This window comes from Bacillus sp. SD088 (assembly GCF_017355205.1).
Lineage (GTDB): Bacteria > Bacillota > Bacilli > Bacillales > Bacillaceae_C > Lederbergia.
The window spans coordinates 38,039-60,694 of record NZ_JADIJK010000011.1; the positions used below are offsets into that span (position 1 = coordinate 38,039).

General features: G+C 38.8%; 19 protein-coding genes, 1 tRNA gene and 1 other annotated feature. Of the genes, 16 read left to right on the top strand and 4 right to left on the bottom strand.

The window, feature by feature from the left end; all coding sequences use genetic code 11:
* Positions 1-31 precede the first annotated feature (31 nt).
* The gene (mraY, locus tag IPU53_RS11175) at positions 32-988 is read left to right on the top strand and encodes a phospho-N-acetylmuramoyl-pentapeptide-transferase (protein WP_207450731.1); all 957 of its coding nucleotides are present in this window, start codon (positions 32-34) and stop codon (positions 986-988) included.
* On the opposite strand, the gene IPU53_RS11180 is transcribed toward mraY, so the two are convergent.
* The gene (locus IPU53_RS11180; RefSeq protein WP_207450733.1) at positions 948-1,136 is read right to left on the bottom strand and encodes a hypothetical protein; all 189 of its coding nucleotides are present in this window, start codon (positions 1,134-1,136) and stop codon (positions 948-950) included. The two genes, mraY and IPU53_RS11180, sit on opposite strands and share 41 nt — an antisense overlap.
* A gap of 181 nt (positions 1,137-1,317) precedes the next feature.
* Between IPU53_RS11180 and IPU53_RS11185 the strand changes: the two genes are divergently transcribed.
* From IPU53_RS11185 to trpB, 3 genes are all read left to right on the top strand, one after another.
* On the top strand, positions 1,318-1,668 hold the full coding sequence (locus tag IPU53_RS11185) for a GNAT family N-acetyltransferase (RefSeq protein ID WP_207450924.1): 351 nt from the start codon (positions 1,318-1,320) through the stop codon (positions 1,666-1,668).
* Positions 1,665-2,246, top strand: coding sequence for an HAD-IA family hydrolase (locus tag IPU53_RS11190; protein ID WP_207450735.1), 582 nt, complete (start codon positions 1,665-1,667; stop codon positions 2,244-2,246). The genes IPU53_RS11185 and IPU53_RS11190 overlap by 4 nt, the downstream gene beginning before the upstream one ends.
* Before the next feature lie 432 nt (positions 2,247-2,678).
* Positions 2,679-2,896: a binding site (T-box leader), on the top strand.
* A 50-nt stretch (positions 2,897-2,946) separates the two neighbouring features.
* Positions 2,947-4,116, top strand: coding sequence for a tryptophan synthase subunit beta (gene trpB, locus IPU53_RS11195; RefSeq protein ID WP_207450737.1), 1,170 nt, complete (start codon positions 2,947-2,949; stop codon positions 4,114-4,116).
* 354 nt (positions 4,117-4,470) lie between these two features.
* Here the strand turns inward: trpB and IPU53_RS11200 are convergent, their stop codons facing one another.
* Entirely contained in the window at positions 4,471-5,799 is a 1,329-nt protein-coding gene (locus IPU53_RS11200) for a nucleobase:cation symporter-2 family protein (protein ID WP_207450739.1), read from the bottom strand.
* 182 nt (positions 5,800-5,981) lie between these two features.
* On the opposite strand from IPU53_RS11200, the gene IPU53_RS11205 reads away from it, so the two are divergent.
* From IPU53_RS11205 to trmL, 6 genes are all read left to right on the top strand, one after another.
* Positions 5,982-6,956, top strand: coding sequence for an aromatic ring-hydroxylating dioxygenase subunit alpha (locus IPU53_RS11205; protein ID WP_207450740.1), 975 nt, complete (start codon positions 5,982-5,984; stop codon positions 6,954-6,956).
* A gap of 255 nt (positions 6,957-7,211) precedes the next feature.
* Entirely contained in the window at positions 7,212-8,042 is an 831-nt protein-coding gene (locus tag IPU53_RS11210) for an alpha/beta hydrolase (RefSeq protein WP_207450741.1), read from the top strand.
* Positions 8,043-8,310: 268 nt separating this feature from the next.
* Positions 8,311-8,384: transfer RNA gene (locus IPU53_RS11215), tRNA-Gly, on the top strand.
* 410 nt (positions 8,385-8,794) lie between these two features.
* Positions 8,795-9,940, top strand: a complete 1,146-nt coding sequence (gene queG / locus IPU53_RS11220) for a tRNA epoxyqueuosine(34) reductase QueG (RefSeq protein WP_207450742.1) — start codon at positions 8,795-8,797, stop codon at positions 9,938-9,940.
* A gap of 78 nt (positions 9,941-10,018) precedes the next feature.
* On the top strand, positions 10,019-10,879 hold the full coding sequence (locus tag IPU53_RS11225; protein WP_207450743.1) for an amidase domain-containing protein: 861 nt from the start codon (positions 10,019-10,021) through the stop codon (positions 10,877-10,879).
* 210 nt (positions 10,880-11,089) lie between these two features.
* Positions 11,090-11,563 carry a tRNA (uridine(34)/cytosine(34)/5-carboxymethylaminomethyluridine(34)-2'-O)-methyltransferase TrmL gene (gene trmL / locus IPU53_RS11230; protein WP_207450744.1) on the top strand — a complete coding sequence of 158 codons (474 nt, stop codon included), beginning with the start codon at positions 11,090-11,092 and terminating at the stop codon, positions 11,561-11,563.
* 52 nt (positions 11,564-11,615) lie between these two features.
* On the opposite strand, the gene IPU53_RS11235 is transcribed toward trmL, so the two are convergent.
* Positions 11,616-12,509: a TetR/AcrR family transcriptional regulator gene (locus IPU53_RS11235; RefSeq protein WP_207450745.1), complete on the bottom strand. Its 894-nt coding sequence runs from the start codon at positions 12,507-12,509 to the stop codon at positions 11,616-11,618.
* 180 nt (positions 12,510-12,689) lie between these two features.
* Here IPU53_RS11235 and IPU53_RS11240 point away from each other — a divergent pair, with 180 nt between their 5' ends.
* The 6 genes from IPU53_RS11240 to IPU53_RS11265 all read left to right on the top strand — a co-directional run bounded on the left by IPU53_RS11240 (position 12,690) and on the right by IPU53_RS11265 (position 21,182).
* Positions 12,690-14,222 carry a DHA2 family efflux MFS transporter permease subunit gene (locus IPU53_RS11240; protein ID WP_207450926.1) on the top strand — a complete coding sequence of 511 codons (1,533 nt, stop codon included), beginning with the start codon at positions 12,690-12,692 and terminating at the stop codon, positions 14,220-14,222.
* Positions 14,223-14,854: 632 nt separating this feature from the next.
* A complete protein-coding gene (locus IPU53_RS11245) occupies positions 14,855-16,753 on the top strand; it encodes a PrkA family serine protein kinase (protein WP_207450747.1) in 1,899 nt (632 codons plus the stop codon).
* 253 nt (positions 16,754-17,006) lie between these two features.
* Positions 17,007-18,170 carry a sporulation protein YhbH gene (yhbH, locus tag IPU53_RS11250; RefSeq protein WP_207450748.1) on the top strand — a complete coding sequence of 388 codons (1,164 nt, stop codon included), beginning with the start codon at positions 17,007-17,009 and terminating at the stop codon, positions 18,168-18,170.
* A gap of 151 nt (positions 18,171-18,321) precedes the next feature.
* Positions 18,322-19,344 (top strand): ABC transporter substrate-binding protein, encoded by a 1,023-nt coding sequence (locus tag IPU53_RS11255; protein WP_207450750.1) that lies wholly within the window; start codon positions 18,322-18,324, stop codon positions 19,342-19,344.
* Positions 19,345-19,357: 13 nt separating this feature from the next.
* Positions 19,358-20,407: an ABC transporter permease gene (locus IPU53_RS11260; protein WP_207450753.1), complete on the top strand. Its 1,050-nt coding sequence runs from the start codon at positions 19,358-19,360 to the stop codon at positions 20,405-20,407.
* Entirely contained in the window at positions 20,385-21,182 is a 798-nt protein-coding gene (locus IPU53_RS11265; protein WP_207450755.1) for an ABC transporter ATP-binding protein, read from the top strand. Before IPU53_RS11260 ends, IPU53_RS11265 begins: the two co-directional genes overlap by 23 nt.
* Before the next feature lie 56 nt (positions 21,183-21,238).
* Here IPU53_RS11265 and IPU53_RS11270 read toward each other — a convergent pair whose 3' ends face one another.
* The gene (locus IPU53_RS11270) at positions 21,239-22,540 is read right to left on the bottom strand and encodes an NCS2 family permease (protein WP_207450757.1); all 1,302 of its coding nucleotides are present in this window, start codon (positions 22,538-22,540) and stop codon (positions 21,239-21,241) included.
* Positions 22,541-22,656 lie beyond the last annotated feature (116 nt).

The window sequence follows — 22,656 nt, forward strand, 5'->3', positions numbered from 1 at the left end:
TGTTATTTATAGAAGGAAGGGAGTAGGAAGATTGAAGGGACAAATCATCTCAGCACTGATTTCATTTATCTCTGTTGTAGCTTTATCACCGTTACTGATTACATTTTTAAGGAAAATGAGACTTATTCAACCGATAAGAAAAGAGTTACCTTCTACGCATCAGTTGAAAAAGGGTACGCCATTAATGTTTGGTATAATTCTATTTGTAGGAATCATCATTGCTTTACTTTATTTCCCTACACCTCTTATGTTTTTGCTGGCGGTTATTTATATTCTGTTTAGTTTTATCGGGTTTTTAGATGACTTTTGGAAAGCTTCTCGACAAGATCCTGGGGGTGTATCTGGGAAAACAAAACTCATTTTTCAATTTGGATTCACTGGACTTTTACTCTTTTACATCATTTGGAAATTGGGGATAGATACAGAGATTCATATTTATAAGCAAATTTCAATCGATTTTCCAATTGTTCTTTATATCGTTGTAATCGCCTTTTTTGTTGTCGGATCTGCAAACGCTATCAACTTTACTGATGGATTGGATGGGCTTTTAGGCGTTGTTGCCATCCCAACTTATTTTTTCTTTTTTTTGATATCAGAAAGGCCGGAGGTACAAACATTTTGTTTGATCATGATCGGCTGCTTGCTGGGATTTCTTATTTATAATATTTTCCCAGCAAAAGCTTTTATGGGCGACACGGGTTCTTTAGCAATCGGAGGATCACTTTCCTTTCTTGCCGTTCTTGAAAAAGTTGAAATATTAATACCCGTCTTATTTTTCGTCTATTTTGCAGAACAATTATCGGTCATTTTACAAGTGGCCTATTTCAAACGGACGCGTAAAAGGCTATTTAGAATGACACCAATCCATTATCATCTTAGCCTAAAATATGGGTGGTCGGAAACGACAATTGTTATGATATTCGGAATGACCTCCTGGGTTTGTGCGTTTATCTGTTATGGGTATTGGAAATACATTCTTCACCCATAAAAGGAACAAATGTCATCCCAATCAAAAAAAGTGGTAACCAAGCAATACTCACAATTAGAAAAAGAAAAAAAGGACGAGAATCTGCTATCATATACAGTAAACCACCAATGCAAACACCAACAAATAGATAAAGCAATGCTATTTCCATTTGTTATCAGACTCCTTTTTAATATTATAGAAAAAAACATGAAAAAGGTTTGTGTTCAAGTGGAAAATTCAAAAATTAGCAGAGAATGTATAGATGATGGAGGAAATTTTAAGGGGATGATCACTTGGCAGTAAAATATTTGCGTCACTCTGAAAAGGCAATCAAAGGGACAGAGCTAACGATGCTATATAAAGATGCAGGGTGGTGGAAGGAAAGAAATGAGCAAGATATTGAACAAATGTTACGAACTACATTATCCATTGGTGTATGGGATGGTGGTACTTTAATTGGATTTGCAAGGGCAGTATCAGATGGTCGTTTTAGAGCATACATAGAAGATGTTGTCGTACATCGGGATTATCAAAAGTCGGGGATTGGAGTGAGTCTTGTATCAAAACTGCTAGATGATCTTTCTTCTATAGATGTGGTTAGCTTATTTTGTGAGGAGCAATTTATCCCTTTTTACGAAAAAAATAACTTTAAGCATAGCCGCTCACAATTTGTTATGCATAGAAAGGGGGAATTCACTTGAATATATTATGGGATTTTGATGGTACGCTTTTTGACACGTATCCAGTGTTTACAAAAGCATTAAAACAGGTGATGAAGAATGAAAATGTTACGGAGGAAGAGATCTATGCTCAAATCAAAATTTCCTTTAGACATGGAATCCAATTTTTTAATTTGAGCGATGAACATATGAACCAGTTTATTTTACTTGCTAACCAATTACCTGCCGATGAATTCAAACCGTTTCCGGGAGTAGAAGAAGTGCTAAGTTATGCAAATAAAAACGTGATTATGACACATAGCAGTCGTGCTGAGGTACTGAGGACTATACGGGCGCATGGCTGGGAAAAGTACTTCTCTGACATCGTAGCGGGAGATGATGGCTACCCTCGTAAACCACATACGGCCTCCTATGAATATTTACACCAAAAGCACAGAATTGATCTAGCTATCGGCGATCGAACCATTGATATTATTCCAGCAAAACAATTAGGTATCTCCACATGCTTATTTCAAAATAACGAACCTGGAGCGGATTATTATCTTTCTGCATATCAAGACTTCTTCAATATAATATCTGAATTGCAACCTGATCGATAGATATACGATCGAAATGGATCTTAATCAAGCGGAGAGAGGGTGGCACATAACTAAATGTTCAGCTCTAAAGGCGAATAACGCACCGCCTTAGAGAAGTATATTTCCGCAGTGGTATATATGCACCTATTAGTTTGGTTGTCTTGAGTGAAAACACTTTTGTCTCATTCTCGAGCGTATTACGGTATATAATTCATTCTTTAAAGGAGTAAGAATGATTGTGGAAAATCCTTGTTCCGAGATCGGTATACCATCCAGAGAAAAGCGGATTTTCTGAAATAGCCTTGTTCATTTATCAATTTTTTTTACATCATAGTACTAGCATGAATTTTTTAGACTAGAATAGTAATTTTACATTTAATCACATAGTGAAGGAATAGAGAAGATATTTTGTATTGACTATTACTGTACAAAATACTAAAATGAATAAAAATAACGTTTGCAATGAGGAAGAATAGTAGGCAAGAGGTGCACGGTAGAGAGCTGATGGCTGGTGAAAATCAGTGTGGAATCTTTGTTGAATGGACTTCTGAGCAACCATGCCGAACAAAGTAGGCTATGGCGGAGGGCTCACTGATAAAAGAGTCGTAAGCAATAAGAGCGTTTACGTTGTAGACGAATAAAGGTGGCACCACGGGTTTCTCGTCCTTTTTAGGATTTTGAGAAGCCCTTTTTTATTTTAAAAAATAGGAGTGAGAAGAAGATGAATCAAACAGAACAAATAGAAAAAGGATATTTTGGTGAATTTGGGGGTAGCTATGTACCACCAGAATTAGAAAATATATTGCAGATTTTGGCTGAGAAATTTGTTCAATATAAGGATGATGAGGCATTTAATCAAGAGTTGCAGTATTACTATGAAGAATATGTAGGAAGAGAATCTCCACTCTATTATGCTGAACGATTAACGAATGAATTAGGTGGGGCAAAGATTTATTTGAAGCGTGAGGATCTCAATCATACAGGAGCTCATAAAATTAATAATGTGCTCGGACAAATTTTGTTAGCAAAGCGAATGGGAGCGAAACGAGTGATTGCCGAAACGGGAGCTGGCCAGCATGGAGTAGCAACAGCCACTGTTTGTGCGATGTTTGGCATGGAATGTGTGATTTATATGGGAGCAGAGGATACAAAAAGACAGGCTTTAAATGTTTTTCGGATGGAATTATTAGGGGCAAAAGTTGTAGCCGTAACAAAAGGACAGGGACGACTAAAAGAAGCTGTGGATGAAGCGTTAGCAGATCTTGTTGAAAATTACGAGAATACATTTTATCTATTAGGCTCAGCTGTTGGTCCTTATCCATATCCAGCAATGGTTAAACAATTTCAATCTGTAATCAGTAAAGAGAGTAAGAAGCAAATCTTGAAAAAAGAGGGAAAATTGCCAAATGCGGTGATTGCCTGTATCGGTGGCGGTAGTAATGCGATCGGTTCATTTGCAGAGTATTTAGAGGATGAAGAAGTTCGTTTAATTGGCGTGGAACCAGATAAAGCTGCAACCTTAACAACTGGAACACCTGGCGTTATCCATGGATTTAAATGTCTCCTTTTACAAGATGAGGAAGGTACCCCATTGCCAACCTATTCGATTGCAGCAGGATTGGATTATCCCGGAAGTGGCCCTGAGCATAGCCAATTAAAAATAACAGGCCGGGCAGAATATGTAGCGGTAAGCAATGAAGATGTATTGGATGCATTTCGCATTCTCTCTAAAACAGAGGGGATCATCCCAGCATTGGAAAGTGCCCATGCAGTTGCATATGCACTAAAATTTGCCCCAACGCTTGAAAAAGATCAAACGATCATTATAAATATTTCCGGACGTGGAGACAAAGATGTGGAGCAAGTCTTTGAGTTGTTAAAAGATAAATAAGCGATATAGGGCGTGTTCAAAAAGGAAGATAAAAAGGTCCAAGTCGGGTAAATACACTGACGTCTTGTCACCACCCCGACGCTAGTAGATCCTATACGTTGGAGTCGTGGCGAACTTGCAGTGTTGTGCCTACTTCCGTATTGACCACAGGGCATAGGTGATTTTTAAAGGAAAATCCTTTTCCTGATAGCGAGCTTCCACAGGAAGTGGTGACTTCGATGCTGGAGATAGGACATGTCGGGACTTAGTCGAGGTTCCTTTATCTCGCAATGTTATTTTTACCGGACTTTTTGAACATCCTTATCTAGATAAAACCAAGCCTTCTATGATTTTGAAGGCTTGGTTTACTTTCCGTTATTTTGACAGATGATTGGTTTCTGCTTTTTTTATCGGGATAAGTAGGTTGAGCAAGACGGTGGCCAATGCCCCAACAGTTGTCGCTGAGGATAAAATATAGTTAGCCCAATCAGGAGCTGAGTTTAAGGCTTCTGGTGGTAAAATCGTGACAGCGATCGTGAGGAGAATTGGGAGTCCAATAATCATCATATTGCGATCATCGATCATAATAGGTTGAATCACTTTCATACCATTGGTGACAATGGCTACACAAACAATCCCAAAAATGCCATTAATAACAGGCTCAGGTATGCAGGTAATAGCCGTTGAGAGTTTAGGAATCAATCCGAGACAAACGAGAATTGCACCACTCATGATAATGACCATTCGACTGGCAACGCCTGTAATCGCAAGTAGTCCAGCATTAGAAGAATATCCGGTCATCGGAGTGCTACCAAATAAAGAACCTACTAAGCAGCCAATCCCTTCGCCAACCGAAGCTCGATTTAAACGGCGATCATCAAGTTCTTCATTCGTAATAGAGGATACGACAAACCATGTCCCTGTAGTTTCTAATAATATTATGAAATAAACAAAAACCATCGTAATAATTGCGTTTAGATTAAACACCGGTTTTCCAAACGGAAAAAGAGACGGTAAGGAAAACCAGCTTGCTTCTTTCACTGGTGAAAAATCAACAGTACCAAAAAAACTTGCTGCAATGGTGCCGGCGACAATGGCAATAATGACGGATACTAAACGAAAGAAAGTTCCAATTCCTCTCATTTTACGCCCCAGTAGCATGCAAATGATTAGAACGGTTGCGGAAATAGCAGCAATCAAAATATTCTCTCCGATATTTCCTTCAGCTTGATAAATATTGTTTAACCCTGTCGGCATTAGTGAGATACCGACAATAATGATCACTGTTCCACCAACTAGCGGAGGGATGATTTTACGTACAGCTTTGGCGAACCATTTTAAAGGATAGCCAATCAGGGTAATAATGATTGCACCGGGAATAAGACTACCGGCAATCGCTCCTAAGCCAAGTTTTCCACCGATCGCGGCAATCGCACCGATCGGAACATAAGAAGGTCCTTGGACAACCGGCAGCTTAATGCCTGCTCCAGTCTGAACAAGGGTAGCCAAACCTGTTGCAAGAAAACACATTTGTACAAAGAAAGAAGTGTTTTCTGTACTTAACGAAAGAAGGCCAGCAATAATAATAGGAGCGATGTATAAGTCCATTGCTAATACATGTTGAAGACCAAGAATAAATGCTTTGTGATAACTAATTTTGTCATGAACACCTAAAACAATATTATTTTCTGTTTGATTTTTCAACCGATATCACCCTTCTTAGCTAAAAATAAACTTTATTCTTGGATTATATATAATATAGTTAGTTTTGTATATGATAAACGAATGATTTTTAAAATAAAAATAAAAATGTTCGTCAATTTGGTTGACCGTTTCTTAGGAAATGATTAAGATATAAGGAGGATAACATTGGTGGAGGGTTAAAAATGTTGGAAGATAAAATTTTACAAGAGGACTGGCTTGTTGCTTGTCGATCAGAGGATGTCAAAGAAAAGCCGATTCAAGTCGTTTTAATGGGAGAGCGGTTAGCGATTTTTCGAAATAGCAAAGGAATCCATGCTTTTAAAGATCTTTGCATTCATCGAGGCGCGGCTTTGTCTTTAGGTGAAGTGAAAAACGATTGTTTAGTATGTCCATACCATGCGTGGGAGTATGATGAGACAGGTGCTTGTGTCAAAATACCGCAGCTTCCTGAGGGCAGACCAATTCCTCGTAAAGCAAAAGCCGTTTCATATGCGTGTCAAGAAAAATATGGGCTGATTTGGGTGAATATTGCTGGGAATGAACCAGAGCTTTTTCACTATCAACCAATGGAAGGAACAGAATTCCATAACGTGATTTGGGGACCGCAAGAGGTAGTTGCCAAACCACCGCGTATCATTGAAAACTTTCTAGATGTCGGACATTTAGCTGTTGTGCATCAGGGCTATTTAGGATCGGAAGAACATCGAGAGGTTCCGGATTATAAGGTACACCAAGAAGGCGATCGAATTTATTCTGATGAAATTGCGATTTATCAGCCTGATCCAGATGGTTCGGGAAAGCCTAAATATGTGTATTATACTTATGAAATTCATCGTCCCTTTACTGTAAGCTTTACGAAAAGAGATCAAGAGAATGATACATTAATGACGATTTTATTAACGGTTCGCCCGATTGACGAAGAGAACTCGATGGCCTATGGAATTTTATCTTTTAATTATGATACAGGTTTAACTGATGAGGAATTAATTGCGTTTCAGGATGAAATTTTTTCACAGGATAAGCCAATTGTGCAAAATCAAAAGCCAGAAGAACTACCTCTTGACCTTCAGATTGAATTATCCTTGATTTGTGATCGCGTAAGTATTGCGTATCGGAGATATTTGAAGGAGCTTGGGGTCGAGCTTGGGACTGCATAATATGTAAATAGCTTGCGATCGGCCATTTAAACCGAAAGTAAGCTATTTTTGTTGTCAATTTGGTATATACGAGAAGCAAGCCTTCGATTTTTATTTAAAAAATGAATGTAGACTGATTTCGTGCTACTAATCTTTTGGAATTATCGGTAATTAGCTATCGTTATTTGAATGTGGGAATGTTATCATAATAAGATGATAGCGCTCTAATTTGGAAAGTGGATTATTTAAAAATAATAGTAAAGGTAGAGTGATAGAATGAATGTAAAGGAATATAAGGATATTCCGTATGGACCTTATGAGAGAAATAAGTTAGATGCCTATATCCTTGATGAAGGCAAGCCTACGCCAGTTTTAATTTTTTTTCATGGAGGCGGCTATGTAAGTGGAGATAAAAGCAGTTTTCAGGCAAATAGTTTAATGGAAGAATGTTTGCAAGCTGGTATTTCTGTGGTGACTTGCAATTATCGGTTTATTACAACCGACCCGTTCCCAGCTCCTATGCAGGATGGGACAAGGGCGATTCAGTTTGTTAGAAGTCAGGCTGAAGAATGGGAAATTGATGCTGAGCGTATTGCTACATCTGGTTCATCTGCAGGTGGGCATATTGCGCTTTGGAATGCTCTTCGGGGAAACTTAGCAAACACGGCGAGTTCTGATCCAATCGAACGAGTACCATCAAATGTGTCTGCCTTCATTGGTTTTGGCACACAAGTCTCAAAAGATCAGCGTTTTTACGAAGATATTTACGACGGCCCTCACATCCAGTCGAATATCGCTTTATTTTATGGGATCTCTTCGACGGAAGAACTGTATCATCCTGATACTTTGCAGCTTGCGGAAAAAGCCTCCGCTATTAACTATATGTCAGCATCAGCGCCACCTCTCTTTATGACGTATGATTATCCGTTTGACCAACCATACATCTCTACAGATGCGCCTGTTGGCGAGATGGTTCACCATCCGGTACATGGATACATATTAAAGAAAAAATATGATGAATATCAAATTCCCTTTGTATTCCGTCATACAAGTGACCCTGTACGCCCAGGAGAAATGGTCCGATTTCTATGGGAGTGCTTTTCATAAGCCGGAGTAATAAGATAGAAGAACGCCCGGCATTGTCGGGCGTTCTTCCATCCGCCCGAAAACAGGTTCCATCCGCCCGAAAACAGGTTCCATCCGCCCGAAAACAGGTTCCATCCGCCCGAAAACAGGTTCCATCCGCCCGAAAACAGGTTCCATCCGCCCGAAAACAGGAAGTATCCGGTTTTAAGTTTCAGAGGTTTTGTGACGAATGTTGCAATTTTCTCGTTTATTTTGTATAATAATAGGGTCAACTTTTTGAAGGAGTAATGCGGGTGTAGTTTAGTGGTAAAACTACAGCCTTCCAAGCTGTTGTCGTGGGTTCGATTCCCATCACCCGCTCCATACATACCAACGCAGGGTTTTGTTTTATATAAAAAACAAGGCTTTGCGTTTTTTTGTTAAGGAAACTATAAAATTCTTGGCTTGTGGATAGCTTGCTTACGTTGTGATTTGACATCCAGCTCCAGCGCCTAGTCCCTCGAGGTCAAATAACCCTGAGCTATGAAGGGAAAAAAGCACCCTTCATAGCTCAGGAACATTTGCTTGTCGGGGCTGATCAAGGCGCTTGCGCTTTTGTTTATATGCTTAGCGTATTTTCAGTATTTGATCATCAGGTTCATCTGTAATGGTGGATGTGAAGTGGGTCACTTGTAAAACCTTCTATTGTAATATCCATTCATTCACTTTTTGCCTGTAATAACTTATAGTGTAAAATAGTAGCAAATCATTCTAATTAGGAAGGGGACGAGTCTGTGGATTACGCTCAATTAAAACAAGATATTATCCAGTTCAGTCAAGAGATTGGGATTGATAAAATTGGCTTTGCTGGCTCTGATCCTTTTATTGAAATGAAAAATCGATTATTAAGACAACAGGAGCTTGAGTACCAATCAGGCTTTGAGCATAAAAATATTGAGGAACGCACAGATCCTTCCTTAATATTTGATCAACCCCGCTCGATTATTGCGATTGCCCTTGCTTATCCTTCACGAATGGAGGACCCACCTCGTGGAAAAAAAGGGGAAAGAAGGGGATTGTTTTGTCGTGCCTCTTGGGGAGTTGATTACCATCAGCTTGTTAAGGAAAAATTAAGTCAACTAGCTGTATATATAAAAGAACATGTACCCGAAACGGCTATTAAAACGATGGTAGATACAGGGGAACTTGTGGATCGAGCGGTTGCAGAGCGTGCCGGAATCGGATGGAGTGGAAAAAACTGTTCGATTATCACACCAGAATTTGGTTCATATGTTTATTTGGGAGAGATGATTACCAATCTTCCGTTTGAACCAGATGAACCGCTCCAGGACCAGTGTGGGGAATGCACGATGTGTTTAGATGCTTGTCCAACAGGAGCGTTGGTTCAACCAGGTCAATTAAACGCCAAACGCTGCATTGCATTTCTAACACAGACAAAGGATTTTTTACCAGATGAATTCAGAACCAAGATCGGAAATCGTTTATATGGATGTGATACATGTCAATCTGTCTGCCCGAAAAATAAGGGGATGGATTTTCATCATCATCAAGCGATGGAGCCGGAACCGGAAATGGTAAAGCCTTTATTAGATCCTTTGTTAGAGTTATCAAATCGCCAATTCAAAGAAATTTTTGGCGAGATGTCTGGTTCTTGGCGTGGGAAAAAGCCAATCCAGAGAAATGCGATTATTGCATTGGCCCATTTTAAGGAAAAAGAATCTGTAGGTAAATTGACGAAGATTATGGAAAAAGACGTCCGTCCTGTTTTACGCGGTACTGCTGCTTGGGCGCTAGGAAAAATTGGTGGTGCAGAAGCGAAAGAGGCATTGCTCCAGGCGCAACAGAAAGAACAAGATATTTCCGTTTTAAATGAAATTGAAAAAGGACTAGAATTTTTCCAAAAAAAGAACGAGGTATAGGCTTCGTTCTTTTTTCATACGCATCTATAATCATGGTTGTGGGGGCTTACTGCATATAGTTTATGGAGGAGGGATGTGATGAGACAACAATTAGCATTGGCACTCGAAGACCGAATCGACCAATTGGTGCGTAGAAAAAAGCCAGAAGAGCAAAAGGTGATAAAAAAACTGGATTCTCTAACAAAACGGAAAGCAATATTAGTGAAGGTTCTGGGAAAAGGTAAGATTACCACGATGGAAAGAGCAAAGGATCAAGACCATATTACTTATCAAATTCATTTAAAATATGTAATCAAGCAATCTGATTTCATGTATATAGAAGAAGAGATTGAGCGGAGGCAGGCACGTTTTTTTAAAAATAAATTAGTCGATGATCAAGAGATAGCTATTGAATATCCTAAACAAGCGGTAAATCATCCTGACTTTGAAGAAGGCTCAGAAAGGATTACGTTTATCTATGATCGCTTAAAAGCTGTTCAATATGCAGAGAAATGGTGGGATGATTATAATCCAGCTTATGAAAAGTTTGAGGTGGATTGTACCAATTTTATATCGCAATGTCTCCATGTTGGCGGCGCACCGATGAGAGGGCATCCTAATCGAGGGAAGGGGTGGTGGTATCAAAATAAAAATTGGAGCTATAGTTGGTCTGTTGCTAATGCCTTGAAAACTCATCTTGGCAATTCAACGATTGGACTCCGTGCACAAGAGATGAATGATCCTCGTGAATTAAAATTAGGTGATGTGATATGTTACGATTTTCAAGGGGATGGCCGTTTTGATCATAATACCGTTGTGACAGGCAAGGACGCAGCAGGTGAACCGCTCGTGAATGCTCACACGTACAATAGTCGAATGAGATATTGGGCATACGAAGATTCAACAGCCTATACCCCAAATATTCAATATAAAATGTACACGATTATAGATGATTCTTAAAGATATAGAACTTGTTCAAAAAGGAGGATAAAAAGGACCAAGAAGTTCGAGGCGGCCCAGCTTTGAGCAGCGGAACGTATGCAGTTAATACGTGAGTAGCGGAAAAGCAAGCCAACGAAGAAATTCACAGTGTCATTTTTACCGGACTTTTTGAACATCTTCATATGGTGTATAATGGCACAGTAACGTTTATAGATGAGGTGAAAGAAAGTGCCAAACCATGTTGTTTTATATCAACCAGAAATTCCTGCAAACACAGGAAATATTGCCAGAACTTGTGCTGCAACAGATACTCATTTGCATTTGATTCGGCCGCTTGGCTTCTCAACAGAGGATAAAATGTTAAAGCGTGCCGGATTGGATTATTGGGAGTTTGTGAATATTACTTATTACGATTCCCTTGAAGAGTTTTTCGCCAAAAATCAAGGGGGACAATTCTATTATTTGACTAAATTCGGTCAAAAAGCCCATACAACCTTTGATTACAGTGATCCTGCGGTTCATCACTATTTTGTCTTTGGAAGGGAAACGAGTGGATTGCCGCAAGATTTAATTGAACAGAATATTGATCATTGCTTGCGGATCCCGATGAATGATCATGTTCGTTCACTTAATTTATCGAATACAGCGGCCATTCTTGTCTATGAGGCTTTACGTCAGCAAGGAAACCCTGGATTGCATTAACAGAAAGGATCTCCTATTTTTGATAGGAGATCCTTTCTGTTGCGAATCCTGATTAATGGTCATGATGTTGCAAATATTGCTGGCCTAACTGGATAATTTCTTGTATTTCATTTTTGAAGAAAGAGGAATCCGCTTTTCTTTTGATCGAATAGAGGACACTTTCGATTAAAAAGTCCCTAGGTGATTCGGTTTGTAATTCTGAATGTAGGAACTCAAACCGTTCTTTACGACCTTGTTTTACAGCCATCCCGTCCATTCTCTTAAGTAATATTTCCAGCTGGGTTAAAAATTGCTTCTTAATATCAATCGGATCTATTCGTATATCCTGATTATAAGGATGGAGCCAGTCAGCAGGCAAGAAAGGTTTGTTTTCTTCACTTTGATTCGAAATAATTGTTTGTAACTGTTTTAAGGTGTAATAAATTATTTCTCTTAATTCATATTTCTTTGTAGAGCCTAGCATCCAAACAAGTGTCATATAACGGATTATTCCAAAAAAGATACAAGCATAATCAAGCGCATACTCCTTTGTATGATCCCCGAATAAATCTGCCATCCTTGAAGCTGTCCACTGTAATTCTACCTTATGCTGGTTTTGGATAAATGCCTTTAAATCTTGATCTTTTGAACTATAGATAGATTCAAATAATGGAAGTAAATTTTGCTTTCGATTCATTTCCATTCGAACTAATACTTGTTGGACGAAGACATCTGGATCATTCTTTTCCTTACCGAAGGAAATTTCCTCTCGAATCACTTCAGCTTCCTCACGAACCATCTCTAGAATAGCGATTAAACAATCGTTTTTAGAAGCAAAATGATTGTAAAAGGTTCCCTTTGCGATACTGGCTTCATTCAATATATCTTTAATCGATGTGGCAGAAAATCCCTTTTGGATAAATAGACGGTGTGCTACATCAATAATTTGTTTTTTTCTTTGGTTCATAATCTCACCTTTTATACTTATAGTCTAAATCATATTTTACCCTAATGACAAGGTTTAGACAAACATTTAAAAAAAGGGAAAAAGTTTTTGTTGATTTTTTTAGACCGTGGGTTTAAAATGTTTAAAGTAATGAGTTCGTATTATACTAATACAGATGAAAGACTGACTGGGGGAATTTATATGGATATTGAATCCATTCAAAAAAAGCCGCCTTATGGAGCTATAGCGGTTCTTTTTATTGGTGCATTTGTCTCAATACTAAATAATACTTTAATAAATATTGCTCTACCATCTATTCAAAGAGAGTTTGAAATTGGTACTGCAACCGTACAATGGTTAGCAACAGGGTATATGCTTGTGAACGGCATTCTCATTCCTGCGAGTGCTTTTTTTATTCAACGATTTACGAATCGAAGTTTGTTCATAACAGCAATGAGTTTATTTTCTTTAGGAACATTGCTGGCACTTATTGCACCTAATTTCGATCTATTGCTCGCAGGAAGAATGATTCAAGCAGCAGGATCAGCGATTATGATGCCATTGCTAATGAATGTCATGTTAACAGCTTTTCCAGTGGAAAAGAGAGGAACAGCAATGGGCTTTTTTGGTTTGGTTATGATCGTAGCCCCTGCCATTGGCCCAACACTATCCGGATATTTGATCCAAACCTTTAGCTGGAGAGCATTATTCTCTGTCGTTTTGCCATTTGCTATTCTAGTATTGGTGATCGCGATTTTTAAATTGAAGAATATTACTCCACAAGAGAAGGTTCATCTTGATTTTCTTTCGCTTGTTTTATCAAGTATTGCTTTTGGAGGAATATTATACGGATTTAGTTCAGCTGGGGATCAAGAAGTTGGTTGGGGAGCACCTCAATCATACGTACCATTAGTAGTAGGAACAATTAGCTTGATTATCTTTGTTATACGCCAACTAAAAATGGAAGAGCCTATGCTTGAATTCCGAGTTTATAAGCATCCAATGTTTGCTTTGTCATCTGTTATTTCGATTGTCATTGCCGTTTCGATGTTTTCCGGAATGATTCTTACGCCTCTTTATGTTCAAGAAATAAGAGGGATTTCTCCATTGAATTCTGGTTTGTTAATGCTGCCAGGTGCTTTGTTAATGGGTATCATGTCCCCGATTACAGGTCGCTTATTTGACAAGTATGGTGCTAGGATTCTTGCCGTTATCGGTATTACAGTGATGACAGTGACGACTTATTTATTTTCGAGATTAACAATGGATACTTCGATCACTCACTTAGTGCTACTTTATACATTTAGAATGTTTGGAATGTCCATGGTTATGATGCCTGTTATGACAAACGGAATGAACCAATTGCCAATGAGGGATAACCCACATGGAACTGCGATAAATAACACGCTTAACCAAGTTTCAGGAGCGATTGGAACAGCCTTTATGATTACCGTAATGTCGAAAAGAGCGGCAAGTGCAGGAGCAGAATTAGCTGCAGATGCCCAAGCAAAAGCGGATCCTAATGTTCAACTAACACCTGAAGCAATGGAAAAAATGCAGGAATTGATTGGCCATCAAGCAATGTTAGATGGTATTACACATGCATTCTTCATTTCGACCATTATTGCGGCAATAGCCCTTGTTCTTGCCTTGTTTATGAAACGGGTCAAACCGCCGATGGAGGACGTTAAACGAGAAGTGAAAGTGAAAACAGAACAAGTTGCTACCGAATAAGTGACGAAAAAAGCCTTGCGATCATCAAATTAGGATGATCACAAGGCTTTTTTGTTTGTTTATAAATTTATAAAATGCTAGCTTATGTCGCGGTCGTCATCCAGCTCCAGGCGCCATCGGCTCGAGGTCAAATAACCTGAGCCAATGAAAGGCAAAGAACGCCTTTCTTTGTCTCAGAACATTTGCTTGTCGCCGATAGGCGGGCGCCTTGCGCTTTTCTTGTTCAATAAACAGAACAAAACGCCAATCCAGGTAAAAGGGGAATGGCGTTTGATAAGTTATTTTTTAGTAGTTCCTGGCTTGTCTTCATATCCAGAAGTGAAAATGGCGGCCAAGAATGCGATACATACACCAATGATTAAGATCAATTTCATCTTTATGTAAGCCTCCCTTTTAAAATCTATCCTTCTTCCACTTATTATAGCCCATTATCAGAGGAATGTCGCATATTTTGTGGATTTTCTCTTTCATTTATTGTTCAAAGTAGGCAATTTTGTGAATGGGAACCCTTCTATGTCTTACTTTATAGTATATAGGAGCTGGACCTGTTTTAAGGGAAAGTATCATGTTTAGTTGTCCACCCGCATAGAATGAAATAATCATCTCTCATCACACCTACTGGGGAGGTTTATATGGATATTTTAAAAAGAATTGAACAATATCGTTCACAAGAAGAAGAATTGAAATGGGAAGGAACCTTTGCAGAATATTTACAATTAGTGAAAGAAAAGTCATGGATTGCTCAATCTGCCCATTCACGTATATATAATATGATAAAAGATGCTGGTATGGAGGAAGAGAATGGCAGAAGAGTATATAAGTTTTTTAATTCGGAATTATATGGATTGGAAGAAGCTTTGGAAAAATTAGTGGAGGAATATTTCCATCCATCGGCTAAACGATTAGATGTTAGAAAAAGAATTCTTCTTTTAATGGGACCAGTGAGCGGTGGAAAATCGACTCTTGTCACAATGCTAAAAAGAGGTCTAGAGGCATATACAAGGACTGACAACGGCGCGGTCTATGCCATAAAAGGTTGTCCTATGCACGAAGATCCTCTACATTTAGTGCCAGCCCATTTACGCGAAGACTTTCATAAGCAATATGGAATTAAAATCGAAGGGCATTTATCCCCTTTGAACTCATTGCGGCTTGAAGAAGAATATGGCGGACGCATTGAAGATGTGATCGTTGAGCGAATCTTCTTCTCAGAAGATAAGCGAGCAGGAATTGGCACCTTTAGTCCATCTGACCCCAAGTCTCAGGATATTGCAGATTTGACAGGGAGTATTGATTTTTCAACGATTGCAGAATACGGTTCAGAATCCGATCCCAGAGCCTATCGTTTTGATGGGGAGTTGAATAAAGCCAATCGAGGCTTAATGGAATTTCAAGAAATGCTGAAATGTGATGAGAAGTTTTTATGGCATTTATTATCTTTGACACAAGAAGGAAATTTTAAAGCGGGTAGGTTTGCTTTAATTAGCGCAGATGAATTAATTGTTGCTCATACAAATGAAACGGAGTATCGTTCCTTTATCGCAAATAAAAAGAATGAGGCACTTCATTCGCGAATCATAGTTATGCCAGTCCCATATAATTTGAAGGTTTCAGAAGAAGAGCGTATATATGAAAAAATGATTAGAGAAAGTGATGTTGCAGACGATGTGCATATCGCACCACATACCTTGAAAGTGGCAGCTATGTTTACGATCTTAACAAGACTGAAGGAAACAAAAAGAGGCGATGTCGATGTAATTAAGAAAATGCGTCTGTATGATGGGGAGAATGTAGAAGGTTTTAATTCGGCTGATGTAAATGAGATGAAAAATGAGTTTCAGGAAGAAGGTATGAGTGGGATTGATCCACGCTATGTCATTAATCGTATTTCATCCACGATTATTCGAAAAGGCATCACATCGATCAATGCGCTAGATGTTTTACGCTCCTTAAAGGAAGGACTTGATCAGCATCCATCGATTACGAATGAACGGAAGGAAGTCTATTTAAATCATATTTCTTTAGCTAGAAAAGAATATGATGACATTGCCAAGAAAGAGGTTCAAAAGGCATTTGTTTATTCCTATGAAGAATCTGCAAAGACTTTAATGGATAATTATCTAGATAATGTAGAAGCTTTTTGTAATAAAGCAAAACTTAAGGATCCACTGACAGGGGAAGAAATTAGTCCTGATGAGAAATTAATGCGATCAATTGAAGAACAAATCGGTGTATCCGAAAATGCGAAAAAATCATTTAGGGAAGAAATACTTATTCGGATTTCTGCGCTTGCACGCAAGGGAAAGAGCTTTGATTATCGCTCCCATGCCAGGTTACGAGAAGCAATCCAAAAGAAATTGTTTGCTGATTTAAAAGATGTTGTCAAGATCACCACTTCAGCAAAAACACCAGATGAACAGCAATTAAAGAAAATCAATGAAGTAGTGGCTAGATTAATTGATGAACATGGCTATAATTCAACCTCTGCCAACGAATTATTAAGATATGTCGGTAGTTTATTAAATCGCTAAGATTTTCTATAAAAAGCACAATTTAAGGTTGCCTCCACTTTGAAGGCAACCTTTCATACTCTCTGTCTGAAATACTAATTATCTAAAGCAACCGTTTAGTGTAAACTCCGAAATTTGTCCTATTCTTAAAAAAGTTTGTAAATATCTATCGCCTGCTGCATAGGATAGAGTAATTAACAATCATACGAAGTCAATTTACGCTACCAATATCTTATGCCGATAGAAGCAAATGGTGAATAAGGAGGGTAAAAAGATGGCTGAATCAGAACACGGCCAGTTTGTCGTCTCACAGGAAGATTGGTCCCTCCACCGAAAAGGACATGATGATCAGACTCGTCATCAAGAAAAAGTCCAAGATGCGATACGTAAAAATTTGCCAGATTTAATCACTGAAGAAAGTATTATCATGTCTGACGGACGGGATGTTGTAAAAATACCGATTCGATCATTAGATGAATATAAAATTCGCTATAATTATGATAAAAATAAACATGTAGGTCAAGGTGATGGAGATAGTCAGGTAGGGGATGTCGTTGCAAGGGGACAAAATCCGCAGAAAGGACCAGGGAAAGGCCAAGGGGCTGGCGATGCTGCTGGTGAGGACTATTATGAAGCGGAAGTCTCCATGATGGAATTAGAAGAAGCCTTGTTCAAGGAATTAGAATTACCTAATTTACAGAGAAAAGAACAAGATCAAAATCAAATTACAGACATTGAATATAATGACATCCGTAAGACTGGGTTAATGGGGAATATTGACAAAAAAAGAACGATGTTATCCGCTTTTAAACGCAATGCAATAAAAGGGAGCCCAAGCTTTCATCCAATTTATCCAGAGGATTTAAAATTTAAAACCTGGAATGACATTCAAAAACCAGAGTCCAATGCCGTTATTCTAGCGATGATGGATACAAGTGGCTCAATGGGAATCTGGGAAAAATATATGGCGCGAAGTTTCTTCTTTTGGATGAGTCGTTTTCTACGCACCAAATATGAATCTGTTCAAATTGAATTTATTGCTCACCATACAGAGGCAAAGGTGGTCACAGAAGAAGAATTCTTTTCAAAAGGGGAAAGTGGCGGGACGATCTGCTCATCTGTTTACAAAAAAGCATTAGAATTGATCAATGAAAAGTATAATCCCGAACGTTATAATATCTATCCTTTTCACTTTTCAGATGGTGATAATTTAACCTCTGATAATGCTAGATGTATTCGCCTGGTAAATGAAATTATGGAAAAAGCAAATATGTTTGGCTATGGGGAAGTCAATCAATATCAGCGAAACTCAACACTAATGTCTGTTTATAAACATATAAAAAACGAAAAATTCTATTATTATGTGTTAAAAGAAAAAGCGGATGTATTTCATGCGATGAAAAGTTTCTTTAAAAAAGAACAAAAACAACCCGTATAAGTTAAAGCAAAGGAAATCCTGATTCTTCGGGATTTCCTTTGCTTTAACGCGTCGATCTATTGACTAAATTGGGTGATCAGTGTACGATTACATAGATATTGTAGATGAATTTTAAAAATTTGCTCTAATAAAGAATACAGGGGGAAATCATATGAAGGAAAGTTGGAAAAAATTAAGTATATCGGCCTTATTATTATTGCTTATCTTAGCGGGATGTGGGCAGTCATCCTCAGCGCCAGAATCAAGCGGCGACCAGTCTGAACAAAGAGAAGAGCAGAGCGAGGATGCGGGTAAGACGTATAATATTGGCGTTACACAATATGTGGAACATCCTTCCTTAAACGCGGCGACAGATGGTTTCAAAAAAGCACTGGAGGACTCAGGGCTTAATATTGAGTATACGGGAAAAAATGCAAATGGAGACAGTAGCACAAACACAACAATTGCGTCTGATTTAATCAATTCAGATGTTGATCTTATTTTTGCTAATGCTACTCCTAGTGCACAGGCGGTAGCAAGTGTGACAAAAGATATTCCTATCGTCTTTACTTCTGTAACAGATGCGGTTGGGGCTGAATTAGTTGAATCAAATGAGAATCCGGGTGGAAATGTCACAGGAACAGTTGATATGCATCCAGATGCTATAACAAATACAATTACATTTTTGGCTGAAGAGCTGGGAATGAAGAAAGTTGGCATGGTTTATAATGCGGGAGAACAAAATTCACGTGCACAAGTAGATATTGCGAATAAGGCAGCAGAAGATCTTGATTCTGATATAAAAATTGAAGAGGTTACTGTTGCCACCTCTGCTGATGTGAAACAGGCAGCAGAATCATTAATCGGAAAAGTTGATTCACTTTATATTATTACCGATAATACGGTTGTATCGGCGCTTGAGTCGGTCATTGCTGTGGCGAATGAGAATAAATTGCCTTTAATGGTTGGAGAACTTGATTCGGTTCGAAGAGGTGGATTGGCCGCTTACGGGTTCGAATATGAAGATATTGGCTATGCAGCGGGAGAAATGGCAATTAAAATCCTCAAAGGGGAAGCGGAAGCAGGGGAATTACCTGTACAATACCCGCCGAAGTTGAAACTTGTTGTTAATCAAGAAACGGCTGAAACAATTGGCTTAGAAGTAAAAGATGAATGGGATACCGATCTTGAATAGGAGATGATTCTAAATGTTTGCAGCGATGTTTGGCTCCGTTGAACAAGGAATCATCTATGGAATTATGGCACTTGGAGTGTATTTATCATTCCGAGTGCTTGATTTTCCTGATTTAACCGTTGACGGAAGCTTTGTGACAGGAGCGGCTGTTGCTGCTACCATGGTCGTATTAGGATATAATCCGATTATTGCGACGGTAATGGCCTTAATTATTGGCTTTTTAGCTGGATGTTTAACAGGACTTTTACACACAAAGGGAAAGATAAATGCCTTACTTTCAGGGATATTAATGATGATTGCCCTTTACTCTATTAATCTCCGGATTATGGGCTTTTCAAGAGAAAATACGATCAGTCTACCGAATATTCCGCTTATGAATGATGAAACTATCTTTACGAAATTTACGAACTTTTGGAGTACATTAGGAATTGATGATGCGTTAAATGGACTGCTGTCTAGCATGGGGATCAAATTTCTCCCTTCAACATGGGGGATTCTTTTCTTAATGATTGTGATCACTTTCGTATTTAAATTTCTGACTGACTGGTTATTGCAGACAGAAATTGGGCTGGCGATTCGAGCGACAGGTGATAACAAACGAATGATTAAGAGTTTCTCTGCTAATACGGATTATTTGATTATTTTTGGTTTAGGGCTATCCAATGCACTCGTTGCCTTTTCCGGAGCTCTTTTTGCCCAGTATTCCAAAAGTTCAGATGTTGGTATGGGGATCGGGATGATTATCATCGGGCTTGCTTCTGTGATTATTGGAGAAGCCATTTTTGGTACAAAAACGCTAATGAGAACGACAATGGCCGTTGTGGCAGGGGCGATTATTTATCGGCTTATTCTTGGTCTAGCCCTACGTATTGAAATATTAGATACAGGGGATATGAAGCTGATTACAGCTGTCATTGTTATTCTGGCTTTAATCATTCCACAATTTTTTGAAAAAAGAAGAGAAAAGAAACGAAAAGCAAAACGGTATGCGGACAGAATGGCAGCCATGAACAAATCCCTTGGAAAGGGGGAGAATTCTGTTGCTCAAACTGGAACAGATTAATAAGGTTTTTAATGAAGGCACACCAGACGAGAAAATCGCCCTTGACCAGATTCATTTGGAATTAAAAGCAGGAGATTTTGTCACGATTATCGGCAGTAATGGGGCAGGGAAGTCTACTTTAATGAATATGATTTCTGGCGCTTTGTCCCCAGATATTGGCGAAGTTTGGATTGATGGGAAAAATGTGACGAAATTAGCTGAATTTAGACGTTCAAGATTGATTGGCAGGGTTTTTCAGGACCCGATGGCTGGTACAGCTCCGTCGATGACGATTGAAGAGAATTTAGCGATGGCCTATTCCCGTAATAAACAAAGAGGATTGCGCAGAGGTGTAAATAAGCAAAGAAAAGAATTTTTTCGAGACTCTTTAGCCTCGCTCCATTTAAATTTGGAAAATCGATTAAATGCAAAGGTTGGATTATTATCTGGAGGGGAGCGTCAGGCATTATCTTTATTAATGGGGACCTTCACTCAACCGGCGATATTATTGTTAGATGAACATACCGCTGCATTGGATCCTTCAAGAGCAGAATTAATTACCAATTTGACCAAACAGCTTGTTGAAGAAAATCGCTTAACAACACTAATGGTGACACATAATATGCAACAAGCATTAGATCTAGGAAATCGCCTGATTATGATGGATAAAGGACAAATTATTTTAGAAGTAGATGAAGCAACAAAGCCTACTTTAACAATCGATAAATTAATGGCCGAATTCCAAAGAATTCGTGGAGAAAAGCTTGTGGATGATAAAACACTTTTAAGTGTTTAAAACAGCAAATAAAAAACAGCTAGAGAAAAATAATATATTTTTCTCTAGCTGTTTTTTTAGTGAGGCAAGAAGGCAAGTTGGAAAAAGAACATGACTCCGAAGACGTACACGATGGGATGGACTTCCCGCCATTTCCCTGTTGCAATCTTTAAAAGGGGGTAGGATACAAATCCTAAGGCGATCCCAGTCGCAATGCTTGATGTTAATGGCATGCTGAGAATGATCAGAAAGGCTGGGAAAGCTTCTTCCATCTTTTTCCATTCAATATTGGCAACAGCGCCAATCATTAGGCTACCTACAATAATAAGCGCAGGGGCTGTAATGGCAGAAAGACCTGATACGGCGCTTACGAGCGGTCCAAAAAATGCAGCAATGATAAATAAGACAGATACCGTTAGCGTGGTGAGTCCAGTTCTACCCCCAGCAGCAACGCCCGAGGTAGACTCAATATATGCACTTGTCGGCGTTGTTCCTAACATTGCCCCTGCAGAGGCTGCAACAGAGTCGGCTAACAAAGCTTGACGCGCACGGGGCATGGTATTGCCTTTCATTAAGCCAGCCTGTTCTGCTACTCCGATCATGGTTCCAGTCGTATCAAAGATGGTTACAAGCAGGAACGAGAAAATGACAGCATATAAACTATGCTGAATCACATCGGAAAAAGCAGTAATTGGGTTCGAAATGATCAGACCTTCCGGTAAATGCGGTAACTGAACAAAACCTTGGTCAAAAGATAAATGACCAGTGAAAAAGGCAATAATCCCTGTTAGAATCATGCCAAGAAAAAAGGCGCCATGTACCCTCATCGCCATTAATACCAATGTAATCGCCAATCCTAACAGCGCGAGTAGCGTTTCAGGAGAATGTAGGTCACCAAGCTGTACGAGATTATCAGGGTGAGCGACAATAATATTTGTTTGTCGTAATCCAATAAAGGCAATAAATAATCCGATTCCCGCGGTAATTCCGTGTTTCAGGTTGGCAGGTATCGCCTCAATCAGAACCTTTCGAAAAGATGTTAACGACAGGATCAAAAAGATAATCCCCGCTACAAATACAGCAGAAAAAGCGGTTTGGTATGTAATGCCACCATGGGAACCTACGACAGAATAGGCAAAATAAGCATTCATCCCCATCCCGGGAGCAATCGCAATTGGATAATTGGCTGCTAAAGCCATCCATAATGTTCCAATTACCGTAGCGACAATGGTTGCTGTAAATACCTGGTCAAATGGTACACCAGCATCTTTTAAAATAATCGGGTTCACAACGATAATATACACCATCGTCATAAAGGTGGTGAACCCGGCAATTAATTCTGTTTTTACATTTGTTTGATTCTCTTTCAGTTTAAACATGAAAACCCTCCAAAAACGAACAATAAATATCACATTCAATATAATATTCATTTTTATTTCGAAAAACAACTGATTGCTACTTTTTCTCAAAAAATAAAGAAGCTTTCTAAATAGCT

Excerpts from the sequence above, each read along its gene's own strand:
- IPU53_RS11185 (WP_207450924.1), top strand. The coding sequence starts at position 1,318 with ATGCTATATAAAGATGCAGGGTGGTGGAAGGAAAGAAATGAGCAAGAT.
- trpB (WP_207450737.1), top strand. The coding sequence starts at position 2,947 with ATGAATCAAACAGAACAAATAGAAAAAGGATATTTTGGTGAATTTGGG.
- IPU53_RS11225 (WP_207450743.1), top strand. The coding sequence starts at position 10,019 with ATGAGACAACAATTAGCATTGGCACTCGAAGACCGAATCGACCAATTG.
- IPU53_RS11245 (WP_207450747.1), top strand. The coding sequence starts at position 14,855 with ATGGATATTTTAAAAAGAATTGAACAATATCGTTCACAAGAAGAAGAA.
- IPU53_RS11270 (WP_207450757.1), bottom strand. The coding sequence starts at position 22,540 with ATGTTTAAACTGAAAGAGAATCAAACAAATGTAAAAACAGAATTAATT.
- IPU53_RS11180 (WP_207450733.1), bottom strand. The coding sequence starts at position 1,136 with ATGGAAATAGCATTGCTTTATCTATTTGTTGGTGTTTGCATTGGTGGT.
- IPU53_RS11260 (WP_207450753.1), top strand. The coding sequence starts at position 19,358 with ATGTTTGCAGCGATGTTTGGCTCCGTTGAACAAGGAATCATCTATGGA.
- IPU53_RS11205 (WP_207450740.1), top strand. The coding sequence starts at position 5,982 with ATGTTGGAAGATAAAATTTTACAAGAGGACTGGCTTGTTGCTTGTCGA.
- IPU53_RS11240 (WP_207450926.1), top strand. The coding sequence starts at position 12,690 with ATGGATATTGAATCCATTCAAAAAAAGCCGCCTTATGGAGCTATAGCG.
- IPU53_RS11235 (WP_207450745.1), bottom strand. The coding sequence starts at position 12,509 with ATGAACCAAAGAAAAAAACAAATTATTGATGTAGCACACCGTCTATTT.
- IPU53_RS11210 (WP_207450741.1), top strand. The coding sequence starts at position 7,212 with ATGAATGTAAAGGAATATAAGGATATTCCGTATGGACCTTATGAGAGA.
- IPU53_RS11255 (WP_207450750.1), top strand. The coding sequence starts at position 18,322 with ATGAAGGAAAGTTGGAAAAAATTAAGTATATCGGCCTTATTATTATTG.
- yhbH (WP_207450748.1), top strand. The coding sequence starts at position 17,007 with ATGGCTGAATCAGAACACGGCCAGTTTGTCGTCTCACAGGAAGATTGG.